We start from the raw sequence: 14,281 nt of genomic DNA on the forward strand, positions 1-14,281 counted from the left end.
TCCCGGCGGAACTCCCCGTTCAGCCGGGAGGGTCGGCCCGCACGATCACCCAACCCCCACGGCCTTGATTCACTTGGCCACATGAAGATCAGAACACTCGTCGACCAGGCACGACGACTCCTGACACACGAGCGGCGACAACTGGCCGGCCTGGCCTTATGGATGACCCGGCGCACGCACGGGGTGGGCGGCCCGGATCTGGCCGTCCCGTATGCGCGGGCCCAGGCCCCGACGGCGTACGCGCTGGTGTTCCTGTGCGCGCTCGATACGGTCGGCGTGTCGATCCTGCTCGCCCCGTACCCGGTCGCCCACTGGATCATGCTGCCACTGGACCTCTACACGGTGCTGCTCTCCCTGGGACTGCACGCCACCGCCGTAACGCGCCCTCACGTCGTGGGCCCCGACGGCGTGCGGATACGACGCGGCGCACGGCTCGACCTGCTCATACCGCTGGACCACATCGCGTCCGCCCGGTACGACCTCCGCTTCCCGAACGCGAACCGTCCCGAGGACGGCGTGCTGGACGTGGCCATCGCCGCCCAGACCTCGATCACCATCGAACTGACCCACCAGATCACCCACGTAAGCCTGTTGGGCCGGTCCAAGAAGGTCCACACCGTCCACTTCCACGCCGACGACCCGCGAACGGTGGTCTCAGCAGTCACCAACGCACTCCAAGCCGGCAGATAGCCTCCCCCTCCCGTCAGTCGAGAACGGCCGTGGCTTCGACCTCGACCAGAAGATCGGGTTCCCCCAGCGCCGCAACACCCAGCAACGTGATCGGCTTGACGGGGTCGATGCCCAACTTGGCAGCCGCCCGGGCCACACCCTCCCCCAGCAGCGGCATCTTCTCGGGGCTCCAGTCGACGACGTAGACGGTCAACTTCGCCACGTCGTCGAAGGATCCGCCGATCCCGGCCAGGGCGGTGCCGATGTTGAGATAGCACTGCTCGACCTGAGCAGCGAAGTCCCCTCCACCAACAGGTCGCCCCTCGGCATCGCGCGCGACTTGACCTGCGAGGAACACCAACTTCGACCCGGTGGCGACCGACAGCTGACGGTACACATCGGGTTTCGGCAATCCCTCGGGATTGACCAGCGTCACAGCCATGGCAACTCCTCGTCATCGACAGCGCAGGGTTCCTGCACCGCCAAACCATAGCGCTGCTATGTAATGTAATGACATGGCGCGAACCAAAGACCCGGCGATCCGCTCCCTCCTGATCGAACGAGCCGCGATGATGCTCCGCACCCGCGAGCCGGTCACCCTCCGCTCCCTCGTGGCCGGTACGGGCGTATCGACGATGGCCGTCTACACCTACTTCGGAGGCATGGACGGCCTGTGGACGGCCATGCGCCAAGAGGGCTTCAAACGCCTCGCAGCCCGGCTCGACGCAGTGTCGATGTCCACGGATCCGGTACGGGACCTGGCCGCCCTCGGAGCCGCCTACGTAACCAACGCCCTCGCCGCTCCCGATCTCTACCGGATCATGTTCGACGCCGGCTTCGAGCTCGAAGACGCCAAGGCCGCAGACGAGACGCTGCATTGCCTGGTCCACGCCGTAGAACGGGCCAAGACGGCCGGCCGCTTCCACGAGGCGATCGACCCCCTGACCCTGGCGACGCAGAGCTGGGTGATCGGCCACGGACTCGCGTCCCTGGTGGCCACGGGCCCCCTGCCGCACCAGGTCCTCGCCCAGGGCGCGCCCATGCTGACCGCACTGTTCACGAGCGCCGGCGACGCAGCCGACTCATGCCGCCGGTCCGTGGAGCAGGGCTGGCAGACGGCACTCACCCCCACGACAGCAGACATCCAGCCGCCGAACCAAGAAGAACCCCCCACCAGCCCGACGCGCCCGCCGGCCCCCAAGACCCTCTGATCACCGCTCACTCCTCCCCCCGCCACCCGGTAACCTCGCCCGAATGACGGCACTTTCCCACCACAGCAACGGTCACATCGAGCAGCCCGGCCGCGACGGCGCCACCGCAACCGCCGAGGCCGATCCGAACGCCATCGGGCCGGTGCAGACCTCGTACGCCCCCGATCGCGACGGGGATCCCGATCCCGGTGAGATCGTGTGGACCTGGGTTCCGTACGAGGAGAACGACGGGCGCGGCAAGGACCGGCCGGTGCTGGTCGTGGCCCGCGAGGAGAGCGGCACGCTCTTGGCCGTCCAGCTGTCCAGCAAGCGGCACGACCACGACCGGGAGTGGGTCCCCATCGGGACCGGACCGTGGGACAGCGCGGGGCGGGAGTCCTGGGTGGACGTGGACCGGGTGCTGCGCGTACACGAGGACGGCATGCGCCGCGAGGCCTGCGCACTGGACCGGGGCCGCTTCCAGCTCGTCGTGGACCGCCTGCGCGAGCGGTACGGCTGGCGCTAGCCCACGGGGGCCGGGGGCACGGCCGGGCCTGTCCCTCAAGCCCCCGGCCAAGACCCCGGCCCGGCTCCCCGCTCCCGGCTCCCCGCTCCAACATGTGCCCTCCCCACCCCCTTGCGACAATGGGTCCATGACCGGCACAGGCGGCCAGAACCCGGGGCGCTACGGCGAGCGGGTCTTCCGCCCCGAGGACGGCGGCGAGGGGGCCCGGATCGACCTCGGCTCCCTCACCTACGACGACACGACCATGTCCCGGCTGCGGCAGCTCGGCGTGGGCCCGGGCTGGACCTGCCTGGACCTCGGAGCGGGCACCGGAACGGTGGCGCGCCGACTGCTGGAGGAGGCGGGGGTCTCGGAGGTCCTCGCGGTGGACCGGGACGTACGTTTCCTCGCCGCGCATCCGGTGCCGGGGCTGACCCCGCTGCAGGCGGACATCACCGCGGACGAGTTCTCCCCGGGCCTCTTCCGCCTGGTCCATGCCCGCTTCGTCCTCATGCACCTGCCGGACCGGCCGCGACTGGTCGCCCGGCTCGCCGAGCTGCTCGCCCCCGGCGGGGTCCTGGTGATCAGCGACGCCGTCGACCTGACGACGGACTCGGCGGCGCCCCTCACCCCGTACACCGACGCCATGCGGGCGATGTGGCGCGGGCTGCGCGACAGCATCGGGACGGACGTGGCGCAGGTGGTCCACCACCCCGAGCTACTGGAGGCGGCGGGGCTGGACGCGGTGGCGGCCGAGATCCACGTACCGCCGCTCCTGCCGGGCAGCCCGATCAGCCGGTTCTGGGCGGACACCTGGAACCGGGCCCGGGCGGACATGCTGGCGACGGGACTGCTCGACGAGGCCCGGCTCACCGAGGCCCTGCGACTGCTGGACTCCCCCGGGTACGCGGGGCTCTCGCCCGGCATGCTCACGGCCTGGGGCTGGAAACCCGGAGCGCCCGAAGCCTCGTAGGCCTCCGGCGCCACCCGGCACCCATCCATCTTGTTACTCAGGGGTAGGCCCACCCCGTCCGGGTGTTGTACGGTCCCTCCCGTCAAAGGGACGCCAGCGGAACGTGATCCGCACGCCGGCGGTACGTGCGGAACGTCATCGGCACGCCAGCAGGACGTGCGGAACGTCCGCCGGACGTCAGCGGAAGGTTGGTGCCGTGCGTCGCCCAGCGCGATCGCGTGCGCCACGGTCGATGAGTGAGGCGGTCGTCCATGGCGGACCATGACCTGTCGGGCTTCGAACGCGACACGTTCACCCACGGGGGCAGCACGCGTCCCGTCCTGCGCCGCGGCAGCGGGCCCGCGGTGATCGTGCTCGCGGAGATCCCCGGAATCACCCCGAAGGTGCTGGAGTTCGCCGAGCGGGTGGCCGCGATGGGCTGCACCGCCGTGCTCCCGGTGCTGTTCGGCACGCCCGGCCGCGACCCCCACCCCAAGGCCCACGGCCTGCTGCGGGGCGCGCTGTACACCGCGTCCAGCATGGGGAACGTGTGCGTGAGCCGGGAGTTCACCGTCCTGGCCACCGGCCGGAGTTCGCCCGTCGTGAACTGGCTGCGCGATCTGTCCGCGTACGAGCACCAGCGCTGCGGCGGCCCGGGCGTGGGCGCCGTCGGCATGTGCCTGACCGGCGGCTTCGCCCTCGCCATGGCCGTCGACGAGCACCTCCTCGTGCCCGTCCTGTCGCAGCCGTCCCTCCCCCTGGCCATCACCGCCGGCCGGCGGGGCGGCATCGACATCTCCCCCGAAGACCTCGCCACCGTCCGGGGACGCTGCGAGCGCGAGGGCCTGCAGGTGCTGGGGCTGCGCTTCAGGAGCGACCGGCTCACTCCCGGCGCCCGTTTCGCGTTCCTGCGCCGCGAGCTCGGTGACGCCTTCGTCGCCGTCGAGCTGGAGGACGAGGCCGCCAACCCCGAAGCCGTGCTGCCGCCGCACTCCGTCCTCACCGAGCACCTCGTCGACCGGCCAGGACAGGCCACCCGCGCGGCGCTGGACCAGGTGCTGGACCTGCTGCGGACCCGCCTGCTCCCGACCGAGGCCCAGGCCGGCCCCGGCTAGTCCTCCCGCGCCTCTTCCCCCGCCCCCGCGAGCACCCGCTCGAACGTCTCCCGCGTCGCCGGCTTCGGATCGAGTACGCCGAACACGACCCGTTCGAACACACCGGCGAACCGCCCCGCCAGCAGCCCCCTGAAGGCCTCCGCCACCTGGGCGGGGTCGTTCTGGAAGACCCCGCACCCCCAGGCCCCCAGCACCAGCCCCCGGTACCCGTGCAGCGCGGCCACCTCCAGGACCAGCTCCGCGCGGCGTGCGAGGGCCGCGGGGATCTCGGGCTCGCGGTCCGGTTCCTGGCGGCGGATCGTGCCCGCGTTCGGGGCGGGCGAGGTGAGGAATCCGGCCCGGAAGGGGGTGTCCAGCAGGTTGCCCCGGTCGTCGCGGAAGACGGGGACCCCGGGCGAGTGAATCACCCGGTCGGTGTAGAAGGTGCTGACCTCGGCGCGGTGGATCTCGTAGTACTCCGGGGCCTCCCGGAGGGTCTCGTACAGCGCCGAGGCGCGGCAGAGGGCCTCCTCCTGGGCCTTGGCCCCGCGGACGTAGCCGCCCCCGGGATTCCGGGCCGAAGCGAAGTTCAGGACGGCCACCGAAACGGTCCCGGGACCTTCCGGGAGCGCCCCGACGAGCCGCCGGGCGGCGACCGTACTGCTCTCGCCGGTGACCTCGACGACGGTCCGGTGGGCACCCTTCGAGGTCGGCTCGCCTGGAATCACCCGGTTTGGCCCATATATCCTGGTTCCTGCCTTGGCCTCCACCACGGCGGCGGCGATCGACACCTGCCGTCCCGACCGCGTCCGGTACCCCCCGGCCGCCACGATCTCCGCATTCTCCCGCGCGATCTCGCGCAATCTGCCGCTCATGCGGCGATCTTCGGCGCTCCGGCAGGGCGCCCGCAATGGGTTTGTGCCCCTAGGGACGGGTAGGCACGGGTGATGTCACAGCCGACGACAGGAGACGAGGGCCCCGTCATGCCCCAGGACTCACTCACCCGACTGACAGAAACCGGCGCCGAGGAGCTGCTCCACGGCATCTGTTTCAAGACCGGCCCGCCCCGCCTGCTCGGTGCGGAGCTCGAATGGCTGGTGTTCGACGCCGAACGACCCGGCCGGCCCGTTTCCCACGAACGCCTGGCCGCCGCGCACGACGCGGCCCGCGCCCTCCCCCTCGGCTCCGGCGTCACCGTCGAGCCGGGCGGTCAGCTGGAGCTCAGCTCGGCCCCCGCCTCCTCCCTGACCGGCTGCGTCGACGGCCTCCAGGCCGATCTGACCGCCGTCCGGGGCGCCCTGCGCGACCAGGGTCTGGTCCTGCGCGGACTCGGTCAGGACCCGCGCAGGCCGTTGCGGCGGATGCTGACAAGCCCGCGGTACGAGGCCATGGAGACCTACTTCGACCGCACCGGCCCGGCCGGGCGCGCCATGATGTGCGCCTCGGCCTCCGTCCAGGTCTGCGTGGACGCCGGTCACGAGGAGCCCGGCCCGCTGGGCCACGGCAGGCGCTGGCGCCTGGCCCACCTCCTCGGCGCGGTGCTGGTCGCCGCCTTCGCCAACTCCCCCGCGCACGAAGGCCCGTACGCCGGCTGGCGGTGCGCCCGCCAGGGGGTCTGGAGCGACCTCGACACCCGGCGCTCCCTCGCCCCGCCGCTGGAGGCGGAGCCGCGCGGCGCGTGGACCCAACAGGCGCTGGACACCGAGGTGATGTGCGTGCGGACGGACGAGGAGGGAGCGCCCTGGGCGGTACCGCGCGGGCTGACCTTCCGCGACTGGCTGCGCTCCGGCGGCCAGGGGGGTGGCGGCCGGACGGCCGGCGCCCACCGGCCACCGACCGCCGCCGATCTGGACTACCACCTGACCACCCTCTTCCCGCCCGTACGGCCCCGGGGCCATCTGGAGCTGCGGATGATCGACGCCCAGCCCGGCGAGGACGGCTGGCTGGTCCCGGTGGCCGTCGTGCACGCGCTGTTCGACGACCCGGAGGCCGCGGAGACCGCGTACCGGGTGGCGAAGGGGCTGGCCGACTCCTACGGCACCCATCCCGCGCCGCGCAATCCGCTGTGGCGGTCCGCCGCCCGCGACGCGCTGTCCGATCCGGAGCTGCGGTCCGCGGCCCGCGCCTGCTTCCGGGCCGCGGCCTCGGCGCTGCCCCGACTGGGAGCCGGTGGCCACGTCATCGACACCGTCGGCGAGTTCACCGAGCGCTACGTGTCCCGCGGCCGATGTCCGGCCGACGACCTGACCGAGCCGCGGCAGCCGCACGCACAGGCCCCGGCGCGCCCGCACCCGCGAACCCGACAGCAGCCGGCCGGCGAGGAGGCACGCTCATGACCGCCGAAGCGGAGCTCCTGCGCGAGCGGGCCGCCGCCGCCCTGACCGCGGCGCGCGTCCGCACGGCCGGACTCACCGATGCCGTCACCGAAGCGGAACTGACGGCCCAGCACTCCCCCTTGATGTCCCCGCTGGTCTGGGACCTGGCGCACATCGGGAACATGGAGGAGCTCTGGCTGCTGCGCAACGTGGCCGGCCGCGAGTCGATGCGCCCCGAGATAGACCCGCTCTACGACGCGTTCGAGCATCCCCGCGCGGAGCGACCGAAGTTGCCGCTGCTGAGCCCGGACGAGGCCCGCCGGTACGCCGCCGAGGTCCGCGGCCGGGTCTTCGACCTGCTGGACCGCACCCCCTTGGAGGGAACGGCCCTGCTGGACGGCGGCTACGTCTTCGGGATGATCGCCCAGCACGAACAGCAGCACGACGAGACGATGCTGATCACCCATCAGCTACGACAGGGCGCACCGGTGCTGGCGGCGCCCGACCCGGACCCCTCACAAGGCCCGCCGCCGCCCGCGGCCGAAGTGCTCGTACCCGGCGGGCCGTTCACGATGGGAACCTCGGCGGAGCCCTGGTCGCTGGACAACGAGCGGCCCGCGCACGTCCGCGAGGTCGAGGCGTTCTGGATCGACACCGTCCCGGTGACCAATGCCGCGTACCAGGAGTTCATGGCGGACGGCGGCTACCACGAAGAGCGGTGGTGGGAGGCGGCCGGCTGGGCGGAGATCCGCCGGCACGGGATCGAGGCCCCGCTGTTCTGGCACCGCGAGGGCGATACCTGGCTGCGCCGCCGCTTCGGGGTCACCGAGCCGGTGCCCGGTGACGAGCCGGTGCTGCACGTGAGCTGGTACGAGGCCGACGCGTACGCCCGCTGGGCGGGGCGCCGGCTGCCCACCGAGGCGGAGTGGGAGAAGGCCGCCCGCCACGATCCGGCGGCCGGGCGCTCCACCCGCTACCCGTGGGGCGACGCGGACCCCACGCCCGCGCACGCCAATCTCGGCCAGCGCCACCTGCGGCCGGCCCCGGCGGGCGCCTATCCGGCAGGGTCCTCCCCGCTCGGGGTGCGCCAGCTCATCGGCGACGTGTGGGAGTGGACGGCTTCGGACTTCCTCCCCTACCCCGGCTTCCGGGCGTTCCCCTACCGCGAGTACTCGGAGGTGTTCTTCGGCCCCGAGCACAAGGTGCTGCGCGGCGGTTCCTTCGCCGTGGACCCGGTGGCCTGCCGGGGCACCTTCCGCAACTGGGACCTGCCGGTGCGCCGGCAGATCTTCTCCGGGTTCCGGACCGCGCGCGGCGCGGGCCCCGCACGCTCCGCCGGGCAGGCCTGATGTGCCGTCACCTCGCCTATCTCGGGGCGCCCGTGAGCCTGGGCCGGGTACTGAGCGAGCCCGAGCACTCACTGGTCCGGCAGTCGTGGGAACCGCGCCGCCAGCGCTCCGGCACGGTCAACGCCGACGGCTTCGGCGTCGGCTGGTACGCGGAGGGGGACCCGGTACCCGCCCGCTACCGCCGGGCCGGGCCGATCTGGGGCGACCTGACCTTCGGCGATCTCGCCCGGGTGGTCCGCAGCGGGGCGCTGCTGGCCGCCGTACGGGACGCCACGCGCCCCGGGGCGGACGGGGAGGCTGCGGCCGCCCCGTTCTCGGAGGGGCTGTGGCTGTTCAGCCACAACGGCTCGCTGCGGGACTGGCCGGACTCCGCGGCCCCGGTCGCGGCCGGGCTGCCGCCCCAGGAGCTGCTGTCGCTGGCCGCCCGTACGGATTCGGCGCTGATCTGGGCCCTGGTCCTGCACCGGCTGCGCAGGGATCCGGACCTCGGTGCGGCGCTGGCCGGGACGGTACGGGAGCTGGCCGAGGCCGCGCCCGGATCCCGGCTGAACCTGCTGCTGACCGACGGCCGGGCCATCGCGGCGACGGCCTGGGGGGATTCCCTGTGGTACCTGACCGACGCCCGGGCGCAGCGCACGGTGGTGGCCTCCGAGCCCTATGACGACGACCCGCGCTGGTGCGAGGTGCCCGACCGGACCCTGCTGACGGCGACCCGCAGCCGGGTCGACCTCGTCTCCCTGAAGGAGACCCCCGGCGACGCACCGCACGCATCGCACACACCTCACGCACCGCACCAAGGAGACGAAGGCCAGTGAACGACTTCCAGCTGACCCGCACCCTCGACGAGCACACCGCCGAGGCGGCGCTGCGCACGGATGTGCGCGATGGGCTGACCCGGTCCCCCAAGTCGCTGCCGCCCAAGTGGTTCTACGATGCGCGGGGCAGTGAACTCTTCGAGGAGATAACGCGGTTGCCCGAGTACTACCCGACGCGCGCCGAGCGGGAGATCCTGCTCGAACGGGCCCGGGAGATCGCCTCGGTGAGCGGGGCCCGCACCTTGGTGGAGCTGGGTTCCGGCTCCTCCGAGAAGACCCGGCACCTGATCGAGGCCCTGCCCGCGCTGGACACGTACGTACCGGTGGACGTGAGCGAGAGCGCGCTGACCGGGGCGGCGAAGATCCTGCTGGAGGAACATCCGGGGCTGCGCGTCCACGCGTTGCTGGCCGACTTCACCCGGGCGCTGCGGTTGCCGCAATCGCCCGGGCCCCGGCTGGTGGTGTTCCTGGGCGGCACGATCGGGAACCTGCTGCCGGCGGAGCGGGCCGTGTTCCTGGCGGACGTACGGGCGATGCTGTCGCCCGGGGACGCGCTGCTGATGGGGACGGACCTGGTGAAGGACCCGGCCGTCCTGGTGTCGGCGTACGACGATGCGCAAGGGGTGACAGCCGACTTCAACCGGAACGTACTGTCCGTGGTCAACCGGGAGTTGGGCGCGGACTTCCACACCGCCGACTTCGAGCACGTGGCGGTGTGGAACCGGGAGCACGAGTGGATCGAGATGCGGCTGCGGGCCCGCGGGCACGTGGTGGTGAAGGTCCGGGCACTGGATCTGGAGGTGCCCTTCGAGGCGGGTGAGGAGATCCTGACGGAGATCTCGGCGAAGTTCCGTCAGGAGGGGGTCCGCAGGGAACTCGCCTCTGCCGGACTTGAGTTGACCCATTGGTGGACGGACGCGGCCGGCCGATTCGCCCTGTCGCTGTCGGTGGCGGACGGCATCGGCGCCGACGGCTGGGAGGGTACCTCGGACAGCCGCGGCGCCGCCGGCCGTGACGCGGGTACCGGTTCGGCGAGCACGGCCGCCTGAGCCGCAGCCGCGAGGTCCCGCCGGTGCCCGTACCGGCCCGGCGGGATCCGCGGCAGCAGCCACACCTCGGCGCGCACCCCACGGGCACGCGCGATCCGCCAGAGGGAGGCGGTCAGCGGATCGTCCCCGACGAAGGCGGGCGCTCCGGCCGGCCCCCCGTCGTCGAGCAGGTAGCTGATCCGTACGGGCTGCACGGGCACCCGCGCGTCCAGTGCGGCCTGGAACGCGGCGCGCCGGAAGGGGCCTTGGACCCGTCCGCACCAGGTGGAGCCCTCGGGGTAGACGGTGACGCGGTCGCCGGCGAGCAGGGCCCGGCCGAGGGCTTCGACGGTGGCGGGCAGGGTGCGCAGGCGCTCGCGTTCGATGAAGAGGGTGCCGGCCTGCCGGGAGAGCGGCCCGAGGACCGGCCAGCTGCGGATGTCGCTCTTGGCCAGCATCCGGGAGGGCAGGACGGCGGCGACGAGCGGGATGTCCAGCCAGGAGATGTGGTTGGCGACGATCAGCCGGCCACCGCCGGGGCCGGGGGTCCCGTGCACGGTGATCCGCAGGCCGAAGGCGCCCAGCAGGGCCGCGGCCCAGGCCCGTACCACCACGTGCCGGTGCCGTTCCGGCAGCAGCCTCAGCGGCGGGGCTCCCAGGATCCCGAGCAGGATCAGGGCGACGGCGCCGGCGAGGCGCAGTACCGCGCGCGGCACGCTCGCGGTGCGCCCCTCATGGGCGGCGCAGACCGCGGGAGTGCAGGGCGAGGTCGGGAGCCAGGCGCTCATGCGCCCGGGGCGAGCGAGAGGAAGTGCTTGAGGTAGCGGGGGTTGGTGCGCCGCAGGGAGAGCAGGACGTACAGGTCGGCGCAGCCGAACTCGGCGTCCAGGGCGGGCTCGCCGCAGACCCAGGCACCCAGACGCAGGTAGCCGCGCAGCAGCGGGGGCAGTTCCATCCGGCCGGGGAAGTCGATGCCTCCGGGGCTCCAGGGGAGGTGCGGGGTGACCCGGTACTCGACGGGGGCGAGGCTGCGGGTGAGGACGTTCTCCCGGGTGGCGGCGGCCAGCACCCCGCCGTCGGAGAGCGGTATGGAGCAGCAGCCGGCGAGCCAGTTGTGCCCGGAGCGGTCCATGTAGCGGGCGAGGCCGGCCCAGATGAGGGCGATGACGGCGCCGTTGCGGTGGTCGGGGTGGACGCAGGAGCGGCCCACCTCGACCAGGTCGGGGCGGATGGGAGCGAGGGCGGAGAGGTCGAACTCGCCCTCGGAGTAGAGGCGTCCGGCGACGGCGGCGCGCTCGGGGGGCAGCAGCCGGTAGGTGCCGACGACCTGCTCGGTCTCCTCGTCCACGACGAGGAGGTGGTCGCAGTAGGCGTCGAAGGCGTCGGAGTCCAGACCCGGCTCCGGTCCGTCGAGACGGGCGCCGAGCTCTCCGGCGAAGACCTGGTGGCGCAGCCGCTGGGCGGCGCGCACCTCGTCCTCGTTGCGGGCGATGCGGACGGCGTAGCGGGGTGCGGGGGCTTCCTCGGCGCGCGGGGCGGGCGCCGCGGAAGGGGTGAAGGCAGGGGCGGGAGCGGGGGCGGGGGCGGGAGCGGAGGAGGACGCGGAGGAGGACGCGGCGGGAAGGACGGACGGGTACAGGGGGGCGATGGTCATGACGGCTCCTGGTCCGGCACGGGAAGCCAGGCCGGCAGGTGTGTGGCCTGGCTTCTTTACTTCTTCCGTGACCGGCTGGATTCGACATGGCCGCTTCGCGGCCCTTGGATGTGCGGACGCTGAACTTGGCGGGCAGGCCTCTCCGCCCCCCTCCCGAGCCCTGCGGAGCCCTCCCCCCGCCCTCCCCACCTCTCCCACCGCCCCCACCGCCCTCTCGCGCCCTTCGCGCCCGGGATCAGCGGTCTGAGCTGAGGACCTTGCTGATGGTGTCCGAGGCCGCCTTCGCCGCCCTCTGCGGGTCCTGGCCGGTGAGGACGGCCGTCATGAAGGGCTTGATCGGGTTCTCGGCCTCCACCTCGGCCCAGCGGGGGGACTGCGGCGTGGCGCGGCCCTGGGCGGCGCCGGGGGCCATCGCCGTGGCGCCGTCGTTGCCCTGGACCACGTGCGCGAGGGTGGTCTTGTTGGGCACGTAGCTCATCGTGCGGGCGAGCTCGGTCTGCCACTTCTCGCTGACCAGGGCCGTGATCACGTCGACGGCGTGCTTACGCTGCTTCGTCTTCTCGGGAATGATCAGGTCCGAGCCGCCGGTGAAGACCGAGCCCACCTTGTCGGCGGTCTTGCCAGGGATCGGGAAGAAGCCGAGCTTGCCCTTGAGGTCCGGGTTCGCGGCCTCGATGGCGGCGACCTGGCCGGGCGGGGCGATGATCTGGGCGATCCCGCCGCGGGCGAAGACGTCGGACTGCGGGGGCGTCTCCTCGTCGGCGTCCTTGGGGCCGTCACCGAGGGCCTGGAGCTGCTTGTAGAACTCCATTCCGGCCAGGGCCTTCTCCTCGTCGAGGGTGCCGAACCACTGGCCGTTGCTCTCGACGGCGAGCTCGCCGCCCTCGTCCCAGACGAACCCGGCGAGGACGTACCAGTTCTGCCCGGCGAGGTAAATACCTTGCTGGGCACCCTTGTTGAGCTTCTGCGTGGACTGGATCCATTCCTGGCGGGTTCTGATCGGCGCCTTGACCCCGGCGCTCGCGAAGAGGTCCTTGTTGTAGATCACCACGCGGTTGGCGGCATACCACGGGACTCCGAACTGGGCACCGTTGACCTTGCCGGGTTCGGAGAGGCCTTTCAGCCAGTCCTTGCCCTCCCACTCGCGCAGGGCTTCCAGGGTGAGTTCGGAGACGCCGCCGCCCTCGACGTACTGGGCGACCTGGGTGTTGCCGACCTCGATGACGTCGGCGCCCTCCTCGCTCTTGCCGGACAGGACGGCGTTGACCTTGTCGCCGATGCCCTTCCACTCCTGGATCTTCACTTCGAGGTCCACGCCCGGGTGTTCCTTCTCGAAGGTGCTGGTGAACTGGCCTATGAACTCGTCGGAGGCGCTGCCCTTCATCAGCCAGAGCGTCACCCTCTGCGGACCTCCGCCCGACCCGTTGAGACTGCAGCCCGTGAGGGCGGCCGCGGCCGCGAGAGCGGTGGACACGACAAGGAAGCGCATCTTCACGAGGGGTCACCTTCTGGGTATGAATCTCAGATGGCTTGAAATTGGCATAGACCAATGGGTGGGTCAAGGGGGTATCGCTATGGATTGTTCACGCATAGCTCGCGGACCCGGACTTACTGGGGCACCGTAGAACAAGGCAACAGCCACCCAGTGTCGGGAGACCCCCATGTCCAATCACACGTACCGGGTGACCGAGATCGTGGGCACGTCCCACGAGGGCATCGACCAAGCCATCCGCAACGGCGTCGCCCGCGCGGGCGAGACGCTCCACAATCTGGATTGGCTTGAAGTCGTCCAAATCAGGGGCCACATCGAGAACGGCGAGATCGCGCACTACCAGGTGGGGATCAAGGTCGGCTTCCGTCTCGACGCCGAGGCCTGAGGGCCTGAGGGCCTGAGGGCCTGAGGCTCGTCTGCTCGGGGCTCTGCGGGGCCCTCAGTGCCTCTACGGACCCCCTACGGGACGCCCGGGGCCCCGCGAGCGCCCGGGCCCCTCGGGCGCTCGCGGGCACCACGGGCACCACGGGCACCGCGGAACCGTCCGCGCGCCTGCGGTTGTGACGGACCCGTCCGTGCGCCTGCGGGTGCCGCGGGCCCGTCCGGCGTCCGGCTCGACCGCCCCGCTCCGCCCTGCGCCGGGCGGGCCGTGGGAGCATGCCGACGGGCCGCGCTCAGGTGCGCCCTTCCCCCTCCTGCGCGTCCTTGAGCTCCGGCGCGTCCGCCGCCCAGTCGGCCACGACCACGCGGAAGCCCGCCGCGCGCGCCGCCTGGCACACCAGCTCGTCGTCGTCCACCAGCATCCGCACCTCGCGGCCCCGCGAGATCCGCCGGAGGACCTCCAGCTTGGTCGTCCGGGCGGGCCGCCGGTCCTGGTTCCCGCGCATCCACAGCCGTCCCTCGGGCAGCCCGTTGCGGACGAGCCAGTCCTCCGTGTCCGCGCGGCACCGCTCCGGACGGCCGGTGAGGTAGACGACCTCGCAGTCGGCCGCGCTCTCCACCGCGAGCGCGATCCCGCGGGCGAGCGGCGGATCGGCCGGAGCCGCACCGAAGAACCCGCTCCAGTCGCGCGGCCGGCGCTCCAGGAAGTGCTGGCGGTGGGCGGTGTCGGCCAGGGTGTTGTCGATGTCGAAGACGGCCAGGGGCCTGCGGTTCTGAGTCTCGGTCACCCCGCCAGCCTAAGCAGCGACGACTTCCGGACGGCGCGGGATTCCCGGT

The 14,281-nt window shown here is 72.4% G+C and carries 15 protein-coding genes and 1 pseudogene; 10 read left to right on the forward strand and 6 right to left on the reverse strand.

Annotation, left to right across the window (positions count from 1 at the left end; all coding sequences use genetic code 11):
- Nucleotides 1-81: 81 nt before the first annotated feature.
- Nucleotides 82-690 carry a hypothetical protein gene (locus OG276_RS03865; protein ID WP_266902724.1) on the forward strand — a complete coding sequence of 203 codons (609 nt, stop codon included), beginning with the start codon at nt 82-84 and terminating at the stop codon, nt 688-690.
- 13 nt (nt 691-703) lie between these two features.
- On the opposite strand, the gene OG276_RS03870 is transcribed toward OG276_RS03865, so the two are convergent.
- Nucleotides 704-1,111, reverse strand: coding sequence for a RidA family protein (locus tag OG276_RS03870; RefSeq protein WP_266902726.1), 408 nt, complete (start codon nt 1,109-1,111; stop codon nt 704-706).
- Between the two features lie 73 nt (nt 1,112-1,184).
- On the opposite strand from OG276_RS03870, the gene OG276_RS03875 reads away from it, so the two are divergent.
- From OG276_RS03875 to OG276_RS03890, 4 genes are all read left to right on the forward strand, one after another.
- Entirely contained in the window at nt 1,185-1,880 is a 696-nt protein-coding gene (locus tag OG276_RS03875; protein ID WP_266902728.1) for a TetR/AcrR family transcriptional regulator, read from the forward strand.
- Between the two features lie 43 nt (nt 1,881-1,923).
- Nucleotides 1,924-2,385: a type II toxin-antitoxin system PemK/MazF family toxin gene (locus tag OG276_RS03880; RefSeq protein ID WP_266902730.1), complete on the forward strand. Its 462-nt coding sequence runs from the start codon at nt 1,924-1,926 to the stop codon at nt 2,383-2,385.
- A gap of 127 nt (nt 2,386-2,512) precedes the next feature.
- On the forward strand, nt 2,513-3,337 hold the full coding sequence (locus tag OG276_RS03885) for a trans-aconitate 2-methyltransferase (RefSeq protein ID WP_266902732.1): 825 nt from the start codon (nt 2,513-2,515) through the stop codon (nt 3,335-3,337).
- A gap of 251 nt (nt 3,338-3,588) precedes the next feature.
- Nucleotides 3,589-4,431 carry a dienelactone hydrolase family protein gene (locus OG276_RS03890; protein WP_266902734.1) on the forward strand — a complete coding sequence of 281 codons (843 nt, stop codon included), beginning with the start codon at nt 3,589-3,591 and terminating at the stop codon, nt 4,429-4,431.
- On the opposite strand, the gene OG276_RS03895 is transcribed toward OG276_RS03890, so the two are convergent.
- Nucleotides 4,428-5,285 (reverse strand): TIGR02452 family protein, encoded by an 858-nt coding sequence (locus OG276_RS03895; RefSeq protein ID WP_266902736.1) that lies wholly within the window; start codon nt 5,283-5,285, stop codon nt 4,428-4,430. The two genes, OG276_RS03890 and OG276_RS03895, sit on opposite strands and share 4 nt — an antisense overlap.
- A 108-nt stretch (nt 5,286-5,393) precedes the next feature.
- On the opposite strand from OG276_RS03895, the gene egtA reads away from it, so the two are divergent.
- From egtA to egtD, 4 genes are read left to right on the forward strand one after another with little or no spacing between them, the layout of a single operon-like run.
- On the forward strand, nt 5,394-6,746 hold the full coding sequence (gene egtA, locus OG276_RS03900; protein WP_266902738.1) for an ergothioneine biosynthesis glutamate--cysteine ligase EgtA: 1,353 nt from the start codon (nt 5,394-5,396) through the stop codon (nt 6,744-6,746).
- Nucleotides 6,743-8,074 carry an ergothioneine biosynthesis protein EgtB gene (gene egtB / locus OG276_RS03905; RefSeq protein ID WP_266902740.1) on the forward strand — a complete coding sequence of 444 codons (1,332 nt, stop codon included), beginning with the start codon at nt 6,743-6,745 and terminating at the stop codon, nt 8,072-8,074. The genes egtA and egtB overlap by 4 nt, the downstream gene beginning before the upstream one ends.
- A complete protein-coding gene (gene egtC, locus OG276_RS03910; RefSeq protein WP_266902742.1) occupies nt 8,074-8,889 on the forward strand; it encodes an ergothioneine biosynthesis protein EgtC in 816 nt (271 codons plus the stop codon). Before egtB ends, egtC begins: the two co-directional genes overlap by 1 nt.
- Nucleotides 8,886-9,938 carry an L-histidine N(alpha)-methyltransferase gene (gene egtD, locus OG276_RS03915; RefSeq protein WP_266902744.1) on the forward strand — a complete coding sequence of 351 codons (1,053 nt, stop codon included), beginning with the start codon at nt 8,886-8,888 and terminating at the stop codon, nt 9,936-9,938. Before egtC ends, egtD begins: the two co-directional genes overlap by 4 nt.
- A 233-nt stretch (nt 9,939-10,171) precedes the next feature.
- Here egtD and OG276_RS03920 read toward each other — a convergent pair.
- The 3 genes and pseudogenes from OG276_RS03920 to OG276_RS03930 all read right to left on the reverse strand — a co-directional run.
- Nucleotides 10,172-10,705: pseudogene (locus OG276_RS03920) on the reverse strand (lysophospholipid acyltransferase family protein); the annotation flags it as partial.
- Entirely contained in the window at nt 10,702-11,571 is an 870-nt protein-coding gene (locus tag OG276_RS03925; protein WP_266902746.1) for a GNAT family N-acetyltransferase, read from the reverse strand. The pseudogene OG276_RS03920 and the gene OG276_RS03925, both read right to left, overlap by 4 nt.
- 235 nt (nt 11,572-11,806) lie before the next feature.
- Complete coding sequence (locus OG276_RS03930; RefSeq protein WP_266902748.1) at nt 11,807-13,066, reverse strand: extracellular solute-binding protein; 1,260 nt, start codon at nt 13,064-13,066, stop codon at nt 11,807-11,809.
- Nucleotides 13,067-13,232: 166 nt separating this feature from the next.
- Here OG276_RS03930 and OG276_RS03935 point away from each other — a divergent pair, with 166 nt between their 5' ends.
- Nucleotides 13,233-13,448: a dodecin gene (locus OG276_RS03935; protein WP_266902750.1), complete on the forward strand. Its 216-nt coding sequence runs from the start codon at nt 13,233-13,235 to the stop codon at nt 13,446-13,448.
- Nucleotides 13,449-13,737: 289 nt separating this feature from the next.
- On the opposite strand, the gene OG276_RS03940 is transcribed toward OG276_RS03935, so the two are convergent.
- Nucleotides 13,738-14,232 (reverse strand): hypothetical protein, encoded by a 495-nt coding sequence (locus OG276_RS03940; protein WP_266902752.1) that lies wholly within the window; start codon nt 14,230-14,232, stop codon nt 13,738-13,740.
- Nucleotides 14,233-14,281: the final 49 nt, after the last annotated feature.

Origin of the sequence: Streptomyces sp. NBC_00086 (assembly GCF_026343255.1) — a bacterium.
GTDB lineage: Bacteria > Actinomycetota > Actinomycetes > Streptomycetales > Streptomycetaceae > Streptomyces.

What these genes read in the sequence shown, in the direction of transcription:
- OG276_RS03865 (WP_266902724.1), top strand. Translation starts at nt 82, where the DNA reads ATGAAGATCAGAACACTCGTCGACCAGGCACGACGACTCCTGACACAC.
- OG276_RS03870 (WP_266902726.1), bottom strand. Translation starts at nt 1,111, where the DNA reads ATGGCTGTGACGCTGGTCAATCCCGAGGGATTGCCGAAACCCGATGTG.
- OG276_RS03875 (WP_266902728.1), top strand. Translation starts at nt 1,185, where the DNA reads ATGGCGCGAACCAAAGACCCGGCGATCCGCTCCCTCCTGATCGAACGA.
- OG276_RS03880 (WP_266902730.1), top strand. Translation starts at nt 1,924, where the DNA reads ATGACGGCACTTTCCCACCACAGCAACGGTCACATCGAGCAGCCCGGC.
- OG276_RS03885 (WP_266902732.1), top strand. Translation starts at nt 2,513, where the DNA reads ATGACCGGCACAGGCGGCCAGAACCCGGGGCGCTACGGCGAGCGGGTC.
- OG276_RS03890 (WP_266902734.1), top strand. Translation starts at nt 3,589, where the DNA reads ATGGCGGACCATGACCTGTCGGGCTTCGAACGCGACACGTTCACCCAC.
- OG276_RS03895 (WP_266902736.1), bottom strand. Translation starts at nt 5,285, where the DNA reads ATGAGCGGCAGATTGCGCGAGATCGCGCGGGAGAATGCGGAGATCGTG.
- egtA (WP_266902738.1), top strand. Translation starts at nt 5,394, where the DNA reads ATGCCCCAGGACTCACTCACCCGACTGACAGAAACCGGCGCCGAGGAG.
- egtB (WP_266902740.1), top strand. Translation starts at nt 6,743, where the DNA reads ATGACCGCCGAAGCGGAGCTCCTGCGCGAGCGGGCCGCCGCCGCCCTG.
- egtC (WP_266902742.1), top strand. Translation starts at nt 8,074, where the DNA reads ATGTGCCGTCACCTCGCCTATCTCGGGGCGCCCGTGAGCCTGGGCCGG.
- OG276_RS03925 (WP_266902746.1), bottom strand. Translation starts at nt 11,571, where the DNA reads ATGACCATCGCCCCCCTGTACCCGTCCGTCCTTCCCGCCGCGTCCTCC.
- OG276_RS03935 (WP_266902750.1), top strand. Translation starts at nt 13,233, where the DNA reads ATGTCCAATCACACGTACCGGGTGACCGAGATCGTGGGCACGTCCCAC.